Annotated in this window: 10 protein-coding genes; 5 read left to right on the forward strand and 5 right to left on the reverse strand. The window is 70.1% G+C overall.

All coding sequences use genetic code 11. From position 1 onward, the window contains the following. Nucleotides 1–477: 477 nt before the first annotated feature. The 5 genes from DVR05_RS03090 (at nt 478) to DVR05_RS03110 (ending at nt 7,724) form a co-directional block, all read left to right on the forward strand. A complete protein-coding gene (locus DVR05_RS03090; protein WP_116244271.1) occupies nt 478–1,458 on the forward strand; it encodes an ABC transporter permease in 981 nt (326 codons plus the stop codon). A 79-nt stretch (nt 1,459–1,537) separates the two neighbouring features. After that, a complete protein-coding gene (locus DVR05_RS03095) occupies nt 1,538–2,449 on the forward strand; it encodes an ABC transporter permease (protein ID WP_116244272.1) in 912 nt (303 codons plus the stop codon). Between the two features lie 12 nt (nt 2,450–2,461). Beyond that, on the forward strand, nt 2,462–4,663 hold the full coding sequence (locus DVR05_RS03100; protein WP_116244273.1) for an ABC transporter ATP-binding protein: 2,202 nt from the start codon (nt 2,462–2,464) through the stop codon (nt 4,661–4,663). 71 nt (nt 4,664–4,734) lie between these two features. Next, nucleotides 4,735–6,459 (forward strand): ABC transporter family substrate-binding protein, encoded by a 1,725-nt coding sequence (locus DVR05_RS03105; protein WP_116244274.1) that lies wholly within the window; start codon nt 4,735–4,737, stop codon nt 6,457–6,459. 194 nt (nt 6,460–6,653) lie between these two features. After that, nucleotides 6,654–7,724, forward strand: a complete 1,071-nt coding sequence (locus tag DVR05_RS03110; protein WP_116244275.1) for a polysaccharide lyase family 1 protein — start codon at nt 6,654–6,656, stop codon at nt 7,722–7,724. Here the strand turns inward: DVR05_RS03110 and DVR05_RS26485 are convergent. The 5 genes from DVR05_RS26485 to DVR05_RS03145 form a co-directional block, all read right to left on the reverse strand. Then, nucleotides 7,717–8,652, reverse strand: coding sequence for a hypothetical protein (locus DVR05_RS26485; RefSeq protein WP_157982379.1), 936 nt, complete (start codon nt 8,650–8,652; stop codon nt 7,717–7,719). The two genes, DVR05_RS03110 and DVR05_RS26485, sit on opposite strands and share 8 nt — an antisense overlap. 465 nt (nt 8,653–9,117) lie before the next feature. Continuing rightward, nucleotides 9,118–9,990: a hypothetical protein gene (locus DVR05_RS03130; protein WP_116244279.1), complete on the reverse strand. Its 873-nt coding sequence runs from the start codon at nt 9,988–9,990 to the stop codon at nt 9,118–9,120. A 67-nt stretch (nt 9,991–10,057) separates the two neighbouring features. Continuing rightward, nucleotides 10,058–11,155, reverse strand: coding sequence for a pilus assembly protein TadG-related protein (locus DVR05_RS03135; protein ID WP_116244280.1), 1,098 nt, complete (start codon nt 11,153–11,155; stop codon nt 10,058–10,060). A 193-nt stretch (nt 11,156–11,348) separates the two neighbouring features. Then, the gene (locus DVR05_RS03140) at nt 11,349–13,769 is read right to left on the reverse strand and encodes a glycosyltransferase family 4 protein (RefSeq protein WP_116244281.1); all 2,421 of its coding nucleotides are present in this window, start codon (nt 13,767–13,769) and stop codon (nt 11,349–11,351) included. A 231-nt stretch (nt 13,770–14,000) separates the two neighbouring features. Beyond that, a complete protein-coding gene (locus DVR05_RS03145; protein WP_116244282.1) occupies nt 14,001–14,678 on the reverse strand; it encodes a hypothetical protein in 678 nt (225 codons plus the stop codon). Between the last annotated feature and the right edge of the window lie 32 nt (nt 14,679–14,710).

Consider the following 14,710-nt stretch of genomic DNA (forward strand, 5'->3'; position numbering starts at 1 on the left):
CCATGACGTGCACGTTTCTGGAATGTTTCGATCTTTTTTCATGATTGCCCTATTTTGTGAACTTTGGCCGATACACCCCTCTCTCGCTGTTCGGTCGATGGTGTAGGAGCTTGTTTTCCCAGGTCACTGTGGTTGATGGTGGCAGTGTGCCGCGCGTCTCTCACTGTGAGTACAAGTCTTGACAATTCGATCGAAGGATGAGGTCCAAACGGGCACCGTTGTCTTTTCTTGATGGGTCGGTGACCTCCGAGTGTCCAGCCGTCCCGCAGACTCTTGACATTCCGGTCACGGACCGTGAATCGGAAGGAAGCGTGTTTCGTCGGTCACTGGGTGTCACCCCGCCAGTGGTCCCGGGATCGCGAACGCTTAACGGTGGGATCCACCGAGCAACGCGCCCCCGGTGCCACGGGTCTCCCGGTCACGACCGTTCGGAACGGATGACGAGCGCCGGGCTCGGTGTGAGGTTCGGAGATAGTTTTGGGCAAGTTCCTGGCCAGGCGGCTACTGAACTACGTCGTGTTGATCTTTCTCGCGACGAGTTTCGCCTACCTGCTCGCGGCCACCAACCTGTATCCACGCGGGTACTTCGAGCAGATGCAGCCTCCCCCGTCCCCCGAGGCGGTCAACTCCCAACTGGACGCGCTCAACCTCAACGACCAGACGCCGATCGCGCAGCGTTACGTCACGTGGGTGAGCGGCGTCCTCGTCGGCGACTTCGGGAAGACCATCCAGGGCGGTGACGTCACCCAGGAGATGTGGCTCAAGGCCGGGGTCACGCTGCGCCTCATCACCGTCGCCACCGTCCTCGGCAGCGCCATCGGCATCATCGTCGGCGCCTACGCCGCGGTACGCCAGTACCGGGGGTTCGACAAGGCGGCCACGGCGGTGTCGTTCTTCGTGCTGTCGGTGCCCACCGTCGTGATCGCGCTCTCCGTACAGGTCGGCGCGAACGCCATCAACGACATGCTCGGGTTCCAGCTGCTGAGCTACTCCGGCGAGTACTCCGCGGGCTTCCAGGGCAACGGGTGGGAGCTGTTCCTCAACCGCCTCCACCACGCGATCCTGCCGACCCTGGTCCTGGCGGTCTCGCTCTTCGCGGCCTTCGCCCGCTACCAGCGGAACATGATGCTGGACGTCCTCAGCTCCGACTTCGTGCGCACGGCGATGGCCAAGGGGCTCACCCGCAGAGCGGCCCTGTTCAAGCACGCCCTGCGCACGGCGCTGATCCCCACCATCACCTACTTCACGTTCACCTTCGGCATCCTGGTGTCCGGTGCGACCTTCACCGAGAAGATCTACGGCTGGCACGGGATGGGCGCCTGGCTGATCGACTCCATCTTCAGCCACGACGTCCACGTCGTCGCCGCCGTCTCCTGGTTCATGGCGATCACCGTCATGGCGGCGTCCTTCCTGTCGGACATCCTCTACGCCTGGCTCGACCCGAGGGTGCGGGTGTGACCGTGACACCAAACCCCCGCATCCCCACCCGCCACGTTCCGTCCCGCACCACCGCGGCGCCCCTGCTGGAGACCACGCCATGAGCACGACCCAAGAGAGCACGGAGTCCGTGAAGGCGCCGACCGCGCCCCCGGCTCCCAACCGGCTCAAGGACCTGGGCCGCCAACTCCTCGGGACCCGGCGCGTCATCGTCGGCCTCGTCCTGCTTGCCCTCCTCGCGCTGTTCGCCCTCGTGGGCCCGCTCGTCAGCGGGTGGGAGGTCGGCGAGCGCGACTTCACCGACATCCTCGGCGCGCCCTCCGCCGACCACTGGATGGGCACCAACACCACCGGTCAGGACATCTTCACCCAGACCACGGCGGGGCTGCGCAAGTCCCTGATGATCGGTCTGCTCGTCGCCGTGATCACCACCGCGGTCGCGGCCCTGGTGGGCTCCTTCGCCGGCTACTTCGGGGGTCTCGTCGACAAGGGACTGATGTGGATCGCCGACCTGGCCCTGGTCCTGCCCAGTTTCGTCATCCTGGCCATCCTGTCCACCCACTTCTCCGGTGACGGAGGCTGGTTCGTGCTGGTCATCCTGCTGGCCGTGTTCAGCTGGATGGTCACCTCCAAGATGGTCCGCGGACTGACCATCTCCCTGCGCGAACGCGAGTACATCCACGCCGCCCGGTTCATGGGCGTCCCCCCGTACAAGATCATCCTGCGCCACATCCTGCCGAACATGTCCTCCCTGCTCATCGCGGACGCCACCATCATGGTCAGCTCCGCGATCATCGGGGAGACCGCGCTCAGCTACTTCGGTCTGGGCGTCCAGGCGCCCGACGTCAGCCTCGGCGTCGTGATCGCCGCCGGTTCGCGGTTCGCCACCACCGCCTGGTGGATGTTCGCGTTCCCCGCGCTGCTGCTGGTCGTGATGGTGCTGGCCGTGAACATGATCGGGGACGGGCTGCGCGACGCCCTCGACCCGTCGTCCAAGTCGCGCCGGTCCTAGGGGGAGACACACATGAGCACTGACACCGTGACGACCACCGACGCCGCGCCCGGCGAGCGCGCGGACGACGCGCCCGTCCTGGAGGTCTCCGACCTGACCGTCACCTTCCCCGGCCTGAACGGCGGCCCCGACGTACGCGCCGTGCGCGGCGTCAGCTACACGGTCCGCCGGGGCGAGGTCCTCGGTATCGTCGGCGAGTCCGGCTCCGGCAAGTCCGTCTCCTCGATGGCCGCGATGGGGCTGCTGCCGGCCCACGCCAGGATCACCGGGTCGGTCCGCCTGCACGGCCAGGAGATCCTGGGCCTGGACGACCGCGACATGGCGCGCCTGCGCGGCAGGGTCATCTCCATGGTCTTCCAGGACCCGCTCTCCGGCCTCACCCCGGTGTACACGGTCGGCGACCAGCTCGCCGAGGCCGTACTGGTCCACGACCCCAGGACACCCAAGGGCAGGGCCAGGGAGCGCGCCGTCGAGCTTCTCGAACTGGTCGGCATCCCCAACGCCGAGCAGCGGTACCGCTCGTTCCCGCACGAGTTCTCCGGCGGCATGCGCCAGCGCGTCATGATCGCGATGGCGATGGCCAACAACCCCGACGTCATCATCTGCGACGAGCCCACCACCGCCCTGGACGTGACCATCCAGGCGCAGATCCTGGAGCTCCTGCACACCGCGCAGCGTGAGACCGGAGCCGCCATCGTGATGATCACGCACGACCTGGGTGTCGTCGCCGGGTTCGTCGACCGCGTGCTGGTCATGTACGCGGGGCGGCCCGTCGAGATGGGCACGGTCGACGAGATCTACTACGGCAGCCGGATGCCCTACACCATGGGACTCCTCGGCGCGGTCCCCCGGATGGACCTCGACCGGCAGGGCGCCCTCGTCCCCATCAAGGGGACCCCGCCCTCGCTGTCGTCGCTCCCGCCGGGCTGCCCCTTCGCGCCCCGCTGCCCGATCGCCCGACCCGAGTGCGAGCTGGCCGAGCCCGACCTGCTGCCGATCGGCGGGCAACCGCCCGCGGAGACCGTCCGCGCCCCCCACGACGGCGAGGCGGCACCCGCCGAGGACGGCGGCCAGGGCGCCGGAGGACACCGGTCGGCGTGCGTGCGCTCCGGCGAGATCGCGGAGAACGCGTGGACCGCCCGGGACATCTACCCGGTCCCGGAGATCCCCGATGCACCCGCCTCCTCGGTGCGTCGGGAGGATCGGCCCGAGATGCTGCGGGTGCGGGACCTCATCAAACACCACCCGCTCACCAAGGGCGCCGTGTTCAAACGCCGGGTGGGCACGGTCCACGCCGTGGACGGGATCGACTTCGACATCAGGGAGGGCGAGACCCTCGCCCTGGTCGGCGAGTCCGGGTGCGGCAAGTCCTCCACGCTGATGGAGATCATGGGACTGGAGCGGCCCCAGCGCGGCACGATCGAGGTCATGGGCCAGGACGTGTCCGGGCTGAGCCGGGCGAAGCGGTTCGAGCTGCGCCGGGACATGCAGATCGTGTTCCAGGACCCGATGAGCTCGCTCAACCCGCGCATGCCGGTCTTCGACATCATCGCCGAACCGCTGCGCACACACGGTGTGGCCGCGTCCGAGGTCACCCGACGGGTGTACGAACTGATCGACCTGGTCGGCCTCAACACCGAGCACGCCACGCGGTTCCCCGCCGAGTTCTCCGGCGGCCAGCGCCAGCGCGTCGGCATCGCCCGCGCCCTGGCACTGGAACCCAAACTGCTGGTCTTGGACGAACCCGTGTCCGCCCTGGACGTGTCCATCCAGGCCGGTGTGGTCAACCTCCTGGAGGAGCTCCAGGCCCGGCTCGGCCTCGCCTACCTGTTCGTGGCGCACGACCTGTCCGTGGTGCGGCACATCGCCGACCGCGTCGCGGTCATGTACCTCGGCCGGATCGTGGAGATCGGCGACACGCACTCGATCTACACCCGGCCCGCACACCCCTACACCCAGGCGCTGCTGTCCGCCATCCCCATCCCCGACCCGGAGAAGGAGCGGACACGCACGCACATCGTCTTGGACGGTGACCTGCCCAGCCCCGCCAACCCACCAACGGGGTGCAGGTTCCGGACCAGGTGCCAGAAGTTCATCACTCTCTCCGACCGCGAACAGGAGCAGTGCATGACGGTCGAACCGCAGATCCGCGCCACCGACGGTGGCGACCAGGGAGCTGCCTGCCACTTCGCGGAGGGACGGCAGGCCGTCTGACGGCGGTTCGACACGGCACGGCCAGCGCCGCCCCGCGCGCTGGCCATCTCACCCCTGAGAGGAAGATCCCCATGCGAATCGGGAAGGTGCGCTACCTCGCCCCCGTCGCCGCCCTGGTGATGGTCGCCAGCGCGTGCGGCGGTGGCGGTGAGGAGAACGACCCCGAGCAGGCCCAGGAGGAGCTGGCGGCGCTGCCCGCCCAGGACCTCAACGCCGCTCCCCGTGAGGACCTACAGGACGGAGGCGACTTCGTCTGGGCCCTCACCAACTACGACGAGCAGCACAACATGGCGCACACCCAGGGCAACATGGCCAACGTGCGCCGTGTCGCCGGTGCCGTCATGCCGCGCGCGTTCCGCTGGGACGCCGAGGGCCTGCCCGAGCCGATCACCGACTACGTCCTGGACGCCCAGGTCAGCGACGACGGCCTGGAGGTCTCCTACGAGCTGAACCCGGACGCGGTGTGGTCCGACGGCGAGCCGATCACCTCGGCCGACTACGAGGCCCAGTACCTCACCTGGTCGGGCCAGCGCGACGGCGACTTCGAGCTCGGCGGTACCACCGGCTACGATCTGGTCGAGGAGTTCGTCGAGGGCGATGACGAGTACTCCTTCACCCTCGTCTACTCCGAGCCCTACGCCGAGTGGCCCTCCCTGTTCTCCCCGCTCTACCCGGCGGAGTACATGGAGGACGAGGAGCTCTTCGAGGAGGGCTACTTCAAGGCCTACCCGGTCACCGCGGGCCCGTTCGGCGACGTGGAGTTCGACGACACCACCGAGCGCATCATCGTGCACCGGGACGAGGACTGGTGGGGCGAGCCCGCCAAGCTGGACCGGATCATCTTCGACGCCCTGGCCATCGACGGCCAGGCGACCGCGTTCGACAACGGTGAGATCGACGGGTTCTACCTCGGCTACGACGCCGCCGGGTACCAGCTGCTGCAGGAGCGCGAGGGCAACGGCGCCTACTTCACCCGAGCCGTCAACCACGGCCACCGCTTCGTCTCGGTGAACGCCGGCAGCCCGGAGCTGGAGGACGTGCGCGTCCGTCAGGCCCTCGCCCTGGGGCTCAACACCGACACCCTGGCCGAGGCCGCGCTCGGCCCGATCAACTGGCCGATCACCGGTCAGGTCAACCGCCTGCTCCGCTCCTCGCAGTACGGCTTCGAGGACAACAGCGGTGAGCTCGGCGGCTACGACCCCGAGCGCGCCCGAGAGCTGCTCGACGAGGCCGGGTGGACCCTGGAGGAGGGCGCGGAGTTCCGCACCAACGAGGACGGCGACACCCTGACGCTGACCTGGGTGGCCTCCGACGACTTCACCCTGGCCCAGAACGAGGCCGACATCGGCCGCGAGATGCTCGCCGAGATCGGCGTCGAGGTCGACGTCCAGCAGGTGCCGGGCAACGCCCTGTTCTCCGAGTACGTCATCCCCGGCAACTACGAGCTGGCCACCTTCGTCTACGTCGGCTCCAACCCCTACGCCGGTGACTCCGCGGGCAACTACGGCGGCCCGGTGAGCGGTGAGGGCGAGGACGCGGAGTGGGGCAACAACCTCAGCTTCCACTCCACGCAGGAGATCAACGACAAGTTCGCCGAGCTCCAGGCCGAGACCGACCCGGACCGCTACGCCGAGCTCGCCAACGAGATCGACGCCCTCATCTGGGACGAGGTCCTGACCATCCCCATGTTCGAGCGTCCCGGCCTCTGGGTCATGGACGAGAACCTGCGCAACTGGGGTGAGTACGGTGTGGCCTCCGACTACGTCTACGAGGACATCGGCTGGCTCGCCGAGTAACCCCGTGACCGTCCGGACACGGTGAACACCCGGGCGTCGGCCCCCGCGCGGGGGCCGACGCCCGTCGCCGTTCCCGGCGCCGATCCGGGGACGGGGCATGTCAAGGGAGCCTCGGGGTTGGGCCTCCGGGGCGGGCTGTGACAGTCTCGTGGGGTCCGAGAGACCCCCTGGTTCCGTTCGTTGGAAAGCCCTCGATGAGACTTCACCCCTTCGCCGCCGCGTGTGCGGCGGCGCTGCTGTGCGCCGCGCTCGCCTCCTGCGCGGGAGACGACGAACCCGCCCAGGACACGGCCGAGACACCCGTCGGCGCGGTCGCCGAGCCGACCGCGGGCGAGTCCGGGTCCGGTGAACCCGGCTCCGACGAGGCGGACGAGTCCAGCCCCCCGGAGGAGAGCGCGGAGGCGGAACCGGTCCGTGTGCCCGTGGGATGGGCCGCCGAGTCCCTGGAGACGGAGGGGGACGAGCTGCCGGGCGTGACGGGGGGTTCCGGAGGGGAGACCGTCACCGCCTCCGACGGCGAGGAGCTGGCCGATCTGCTCGTGGCGGAGGAACCCCTGACCATCGAGGTGAGCGGGGAGATCGACCTCGGCGGTGCGGTGGCGGTCGGTTCGGACAAGACCCTCGTGGGCGCCGACGGGGGCGCCGAGCTCACCGGTGGACGTCTGGTGGTCGACGGCTCCGCCAACGTCGTCCTGACCAACCTGCGGATGGCGACCGGTGGTACGGCCGTCGTGATCCGTGACGGGGCGCGTCACGTGTGGGTGGACGGCTCCACATTCACCGGCGGCGGCGGTTCGGCCCTGGTGACGGTCAGCGGTGGGGCCGACCACGTGACCCTGTCCTGGAACCACTTCCGTGACGCGGAGGCCGCGGTGGACATCGGTGGTGAGGACGAGAAGCCCGGGGCGCTGCGGGTGACGCTCCACCACAACTTCTTCGACGGGACCTCCGCCCGCAACCCGCGCGTGCGCAACGCCGAACACGTGCACGTGTTCAACAACTACTTCCGGTCCAACAGCGAGTACGGTGTCGACTCCGGCCTCGACGCCAACGTCCTGGTGGAGGGCAACTACTTCCAGGGCACGGCGCTGTCGGCCTCCAGCGGGGGAGAGGAACCCGGCAACCTCGTCACCCGGAACAACCTGCTCGTGGACTCGGCGCAGCCCGAGCTGCGCGGTGAGGTCTCCGACCCCCCCTACGACTACGAACCCGACGACACCGTCACCGTTCCGGACCTGGTCGGCACAGGCGCGGGGGTCAGCTGAACGAGTGGTACTCGTGCGTCTCGCCGATCCCGTCCGCCGACCGTAGGACGAGTCTTCGCGGGTACCCCTCCTCGTCGATCCACAGGTCGAACTGGGTGCCCTCCACGGTGGTGAGGGTGTTGCTTCCCGTGGCGGTGTCATAGCCGCCCCGTAGGGAGGTGAAGATGCCGGTGTACAGGTAGGTGTCGTGGGCGACGGTCCGACCCGACCACTCCAGCTCCACTCTCTCCCTGCCCGCGAACGCGAGGTCGGTGGAGGTGGCCAGGATCCTCTCCAGGTGGACCGAGGCGAACGCGTCGGAGCACAGGTAGCGGTCGGCCTCGTCGGGCGGGTCCAGGACGGTCAGTCCTCGTACCCCGGCGTCGGCCGTCATCAGCAGTTGTCCGGAGCCCATCTGGTAGCGCTCGATCGTCGTCCCGGTGGTGGTCTGGAAGACGTGTTCGAACGCCGGGTTCCGTGTCGCGTCGTAGACCACCCGCCCCTCACCCAGGACGTCCTCCGGCCAGGGTTCGGTACCGGATGTGGAGGGGGCAGGGGCGGCCGGGGGCGCAGTGTCGTCGTCCCGTCCCTCCGCATCCTCCCCGGCGGCGCCGGAGCCCTCTGTGGAGCCGTCGATCTCGTACACGGAGAAGGTGATCCGGAAGGCTGCGACATCGCCCACGATGTCGGTGGCCGCACCGATGAAGGCGCGGGCGTCGTCGGGGGTCACCCCGTCGACGGACGGATCCGGCACGACCGTGCCGGGGCCGCCCGCGAGGTCCTGGGAGGGGGGATCGTCCCCCACGGTGAGCTTGGTGACACCCCAACCGGTCGCGACCACCGTGAAGCAGACCAGGACCACGGCCAGGGACACCCACCAGTCGGGCTGTGCCGCGACGGGGACCTGATCCTGCACGTCCTCAGCGGGTGAGGTGTCCGGTATCGACATCGACACGGGCTCGGCCTCGTTTCTGCGGTTCGGTGAACGGCCGGTGCGGCCGTGGGGGGTTGTTGCGGACCGTCGTCGCCTGACTCCGGGGTCGTGTGTACGTGGGGTGTGACGTGGTGACTCGCTGTCCCGTTCGATGGTGGCACGGATACGGGGACCCACCGCCGCCACGAATCGAAACGCCCGGTGACCGTGTTCTGCCCTCGCCAGGAGCCCCGGGACACCGAAGATACGGGTCCGTGCACGTTCTCGCGGTGTTTCCGTGCACGTACCCGACTCCGATCCGTTCTGCGGCCGGTGGGCGGTCGCTCTCGGTACCCGGGTTCTGGCCGGTTGTGGCCGTGCTCCGGATGGGGCTTTCGGGCATTCCTCGCGAAGGGTTCGTGTCCGACCGTGAGCGGCGGCATGTGCGCGGCGGTCGGGCGGGAGGACCCGGTGCCGGAGGGGGTACGGCTCTCCACCAGGTCAACCTCCCCCGAACGGGTGCGGGCTGCCGCGGCCGTACCGACGGATGGTTCGTTCCACGTGCCGCCGCTGCTCCTCCGTGCAACGCCAGCCACGCGCGGTGAGTTCACCCGCGATCCGGGCGATCAACCGGCCCGGGTGGCGGTGGAGGTCGTGGGGGCTGATCGAGAGCACGCTCCAGCCCCCGTCGCGCATGACCGAGTACCGCCACTCGTCCCTGAGCAGGGCTCGGCGGCCGGAGTGGTGCTCGGCGCTGTCGTACTCCAGCGCCACCCGGAACTCGGGCCAGCCCAGGTCGGCGTGGAGCGTTCCCTCGACCGTGGGCACCGGGCACTGGGGGGTGGCGGTGGGCAGTCGTGCGAGGCACAGCAGGACCCGGAGGTGGGACTCCGCGGGGGACTGGCTGCGTTCCGAGGCCAGCCGCAGGGCCGACGACAGGCGCTGGAACCGCTCCCGATGGCGTGTCGCGCACACGGTTCTGCCCAGCTGCGCCCGGGTGACCAGACCGCGGGACAGGAAGGCGTCCAGCCGTGCCGTGGCGACGAACAGGGAGGGAGCCCGGGCGGCGACGTCACAGGCGGTGCGCGCCGGTGTGGTGACCCGCACCGCCTCCACCACCGTCCGGTCCGCCTCCGGAACCCGTTCCCGGTGCGCGGTCACGGCCTGGTGGCAGACCCCGTGCACCCCCTTCGGGACGGCCACGTGCAGACGCGTCCTGGTGACCCGGGTTCCCCGGGGGTAGGCGTTGATCCCCCAGACGTAGGCGGCGGTGACGTCGCAGGTGACCGCGTCAGCGGAGATCAGGGCGAGGACGGGACGCAGGGTGCGCAGCAGGAGGGGACGGTCGGGGACGGGGTCGTCACTGTCGGTCATACACCCAGATTCGGTGGTGCGGCCACGTGCCACAAGACCCGATCCGAACCTGTGGACAAGGCGGACGTCAGAGCATGGGGCCGGGTCCCGCCGCCAGGTGGATGTGGTCGACGTGGTCCTGGGTGTTGTTTCCCGTGTCCTGGTGGAAGCGCCTGACCTGCTCCCACGGCCCCACGGGGTCCCGGGAGGCGTTCCAGATGTGGTGGTCGTAGATGAGGCCCTTGACCCCCAGCTGCTGGGCGTTCTGGATCACCCAGTTGACCACCGTCAGGGCCGTGGCGTGCATCTCGGCGGTGGGCCGACCGCCGAGCCCGGCCATCATGTAGTCGATCGCCATGCCCTGACCGTGGTCGCTGCCGGGTTCGTAGCGCCATCCACCGGCCGTCAGGTAGAAGCCGCCGAACTCCTCCTGCAGCGTCTGGTGCACCGAGCACATGGTGGGATGAAGCTGACCCAGTGACGAACAGTCCACGACGGAGCCTCCGGAGTACGTGAGAGTGGGGTTGAACCTGTACTGGCCCTCCTGGTCGATGAGGTGCACATCGATCAGGGCCCTGGCCGCGTCGAGGTCGTCGATCGCGTCGCTTCCGCACGAGACGCGGCCGTCGCCCCGGGAACACTCGTAGGGCGGCTCGACGATGGCGATGGCGGAGGCGTTGCCGACGACCGTGTCGACCTCCTCCTCCGATCCGTCGCACACCACGTCGTTCCAGGCCCGCGAGGCGTCTTCCGCCAGCTCCCGTTGGCAGAGGGCACCGCGCACCTCCACCCGGATGATGTTGCCGCTGCGCCCCATGGCGTTGTCGCTGGCCCGAATGTCGGTGAGCACCGCCCCGTTGGCGCGCGCGTACTCCTCCGCCCGCGCCTTGGCGACCTCCTCGTCGAACCACGGCAGCGGGTACTCCCCGGCCAGGAGCTCCTCGGCGGCCCTGTCCTGGAGGGCGCTGGCCGCCGCGAGCGCCGCCGCGTCCGCGGCGGTCTGTGCCTGGGACCGCGTGTCGTTGGCGGCGCCGACCCGTACGAAGAGCAGGGTGAGGGCGAGCAGGGCGAGGGTGAGGCCGAAGACGAGCAGGATGTTGGCCTGGCCGAGGTCGTTCCGGCCCTGGAGGTGGCGCTGGGGGAGGGCGGAGGGCGTCGCGCTGGGGGAGGTCCGTCGCAGTCCCATGACTGACTTCCGTGGGGGGAGGGGCCCGCCCCGCGGGCGCGGGGAGACGGGGGTCGGTCGCGGAGGGGCCTCGGGGGTCGGCCGTCCTCACGCGTAGCTTATCCACCCCTGTCCGTGATCGGTAGGCCCTGTGGAGAACGTGGAGAACGGGGAGGGTCGCGCGAACCGGAGAGCGGAAGTCCCCCGAGGGCGGTCAGCGCAGGCGACGGCTGACCGCCTCCGCCATGTGCACGTCGGCCACGGTCACCATGAGGTCCCCGCCGCCCTGCGGCCCCACGGTCACCGAACGGACGAACGGCCCGCGGCTCCAACGGCGGCTGGTCCGCTGCGGAACCGCTCTCGCCCCCACTCGTCCCAGCGCCCCCGCCGGGCCCACGAGGAGCCGCAGCTGCCACACGGCCCTGAGCGCCAACGCGGCCCCGTGCTCGGCGCGGTCCAGCAGCGGCAGCGTTCCGACCAGGCGTCCCCCGGATGACGTGGTCACCTCGTGCAGCGGGAACCGCTGCCCCGCGGCACTGCCCCGCACCACCTCCACCGCGCACTCCACACCCTCCGGCGGGGCCGTGTCCAGGCGGACGTCGAACCGCAGCCGGTCCCGGTGACGGCCCACCGGGCACACCCGGACCTCGTCCACGCCCAGGGTCGGCGCCGCGGGCGAGGTCCGCAGCCCCAGCCGGTCGTTGACCGTGTAGTAGGGTCGCACCCGCGAGCCGTACCCCCGGCGCGCCGTCACATGGCGCGCGGGATACTCGATGATCCGCCGGTAGCCCGCCACGCCGGAGAGATGGCGGCCCACCGTGTACTCCGACCCGTCGGACGACACCAGGCGCAGCTCCCACTTCTCCGACTCGCCGTGCCGTCCCCGAACCACGGCCTCCGGGTCGATGACCCCCGTGAACCGTCCACTGGCCGCCACCGGCGCGGAGAACTCCCGCACGATCCTGGACGCCGCGCGGTTGCGCACCGCGAGCCGGGCCCGCGCGTCCGCCCCCGTGTGACCCAGGACCCTCCCCTGAACGGTGATCAGGCCGTCGGCCACCTCCACGTGCTCCACCTCGGCGTGCCGCTCCGAACGGCGCACGTGGAGGACGAGCCGTCCCTTCGGGGACCGGGCCGGGAGGACGAGTGAGAGGCGTTCCACGCGGTCGGGGGAGAGGGGGTATCCCTCCTGGCGGATCTCCACGTCCAGGATCGGCGCCTCCGCGCCCCCGTCCACGCGCAGGACGTCCCACGTGTGAGCCGACAGCCGATCGGCCTCCGGGTCCACCACCACCTTCCCGTCCTCGTCGGGCGCCAGCGTCACGCGCTCGCGGTCCCGGACCAGCACGAGTCGCTCCGGCGGGTGCGTGAACGACAGCACCGCCCGGCCGTCCGACGCGCGGGCGCGTACGCGGCACGGAGCGGGGGGTTCGGGGCGGGGCGCGGGCACGAGGGAGGCGCCGGACAGCCGCTCCCCGGTCAGCCGGGCGAACAGGCGCTCGTGCTGGCGCACCACGTTGGCCGGATCGAACCGCGCGGAGTCGGTCAGCGCCGCACGGGACATCCGATGCCGCAGGCCGTCGTCGGCCATGAGCTCCTCCAGCCCGTGCGCGATGCCCTCCACGGACCTGTTCGGCACCAGGATCCCGTCCTCCCCGTGGCGGATGATGGCCGCGGGGCCGTGCGGACAGTCGGTGCTCACGACCGGCAGTCCCGACCGCATCGCCTCCACGATCGTCATCCCGAAGGGTTCCTCGCTGGAGGTCACCGCAGCGAACGCCCCCTGGGCCCACGCCTCCTCGACCCTGGGGTGGGGGCCCATCAGCCAGACCCGGTCCTGCAACCCCAGAGAACCCACCAGACGGGCCAGTGTGTCGCGCAGGCCGCCGCGACCGTAGATGCGCAGCGTCCAGCCCGGGAAGTCGTCGCACACCATCGAGAAGGCCTGCACGAGCAGGTCGTGTCGCTTGCTGGGGGCCAGGCGGCCCGCGGCGACGATCGTGCGCGAGTCCTGGCCGGTGACGGTGAAGGGCGGGGCGGGGACCGAGTTCGGGATGGACAGGACCTCGACGCCGGGGAGCGGCATGCGGTCGGTGTAGGTCCGCGCGTCCGCCTCGGTCACCGTGACGAACGCGTCCAGGTGCGGATACTCCAGCTCCATGACCCTGCGCAGGGGAAGGGAGTGCTGCTCGTAGGTGAGGTGCTCCTGGCCGACCTTGACCACGCGGGAGGGGGCCGCGCGGGCGATCGCGACGTTCAGGCCGGGGCGGGTGCCCACGACGACGTCGGCGTCGGTGGTGGCGAGGTACTCCTCGATCCGGTCGTCGGTCAACCGGCTGTGCGTGGACCCGCGGGCGTCCTCCGGGGGGAACAGCAGCGGGGGCAGCCCGGCCCGCTCCGACCCCTCGTACAGCGGGCGTCCGCCGATCCCGGTGGCCCCGGAGTCCTGCCGGACGTCGACCAGCGGTCGCAGGCGCACCTGCGCGGGGACGGGAAGGACGGGTTCGGCGCGGTGCCGGAAGACCGAGACGATCTCCACCTCGTGCCGGGCGGACAGCGCCGCCGCCTGGTTGGCCACCGTGCGGACCGTGCCACCGATGCCGTACATGTCGTTGATCAGATAGGTGATCTTCACCGCTTCCCCCGTGATCTCCCTGACCAGTGGGCTGTCAGAGGATCAGATTATGGGGGCATTTGTTATGAAATAAGTGATATCGGGGGAAATTTGGGAAGGTTTGCCCGGGTCTGTGCGTCCTTTGCGGGCCATTCACGCCGCTCTCAACAAAGCGGTGGAAAGAAGTGATGTGGGACACGCTGAGTCCGGCGGTCGGCGCGATGGACGGGCCGTGGGGCGGGGGACCGAAGGTCAGTACGAGCGGGTGGCCTGCCACTGGCTCCAGGCGGGGCAGGGGGTTCCGTAGGTGTCGGCGATGTGCTCGATGCCCCACTCGATCTGGGCGGACGCGCTCTCAGTGAAGTCGGGCGGCATGGCGCCGTGTTCGTCGGCTCGGAAACCGGGGATGCCGACCGCGCCGGTCTCGGAGTCGATGAGGGTGTGGTCCCAGCCGGAGATGTTGGACCACAGGCTGTCCAGGCACTCCCACTCCTGGTCGGTCCAACCGCGGTCGCGGGCCCGGCTCATCCCGATCGCCTGGTTGTCGGCGGTGTTGGCGGAGTCGCCCTTCCACTCGTAGGTGCCCGGCTCCTCGGGACGGTCGGCCTCCAACCAGGTCCCGTCCCCGCAGTCGGGCCCCTCGACGAGGCACACCATCTGCCGCACACCTTCGTTGAACGTCCTGCTCAACTCCAGCTGGTAGACGGCGAGCATGATCGCCGCGACGAGCAGGGTGACCGCCGCGACCTCGGTGAACGCGGCTCCCCGGTCACCGTCCGGACCACGTGGGGGGCGTGCTCGGCCGGTGGTGGGCCGAAGGCGGCTCCGCACACGCGGCGGACCGTTGCGGTCGCCGGTCCGCCGGGGCGGGCCGGCGGGGGAGGGCCGTCGGGTGTCCCCGAGGAAGAAGGGGTCGTGGGGGGTGGGCAACGCCGCCTCCAGTCGCGTGATGGGAGCCGGGG

The sequence above is a fragment of the Nocardiopsis sp. FIRDI 009 genome (assembly GCF_003386285.1).
GTDB lineage: Bacteria > Actinomycetota > Actinomycetes > Streptosporangiales > Streptosporangiaceae > Nocardiopsis.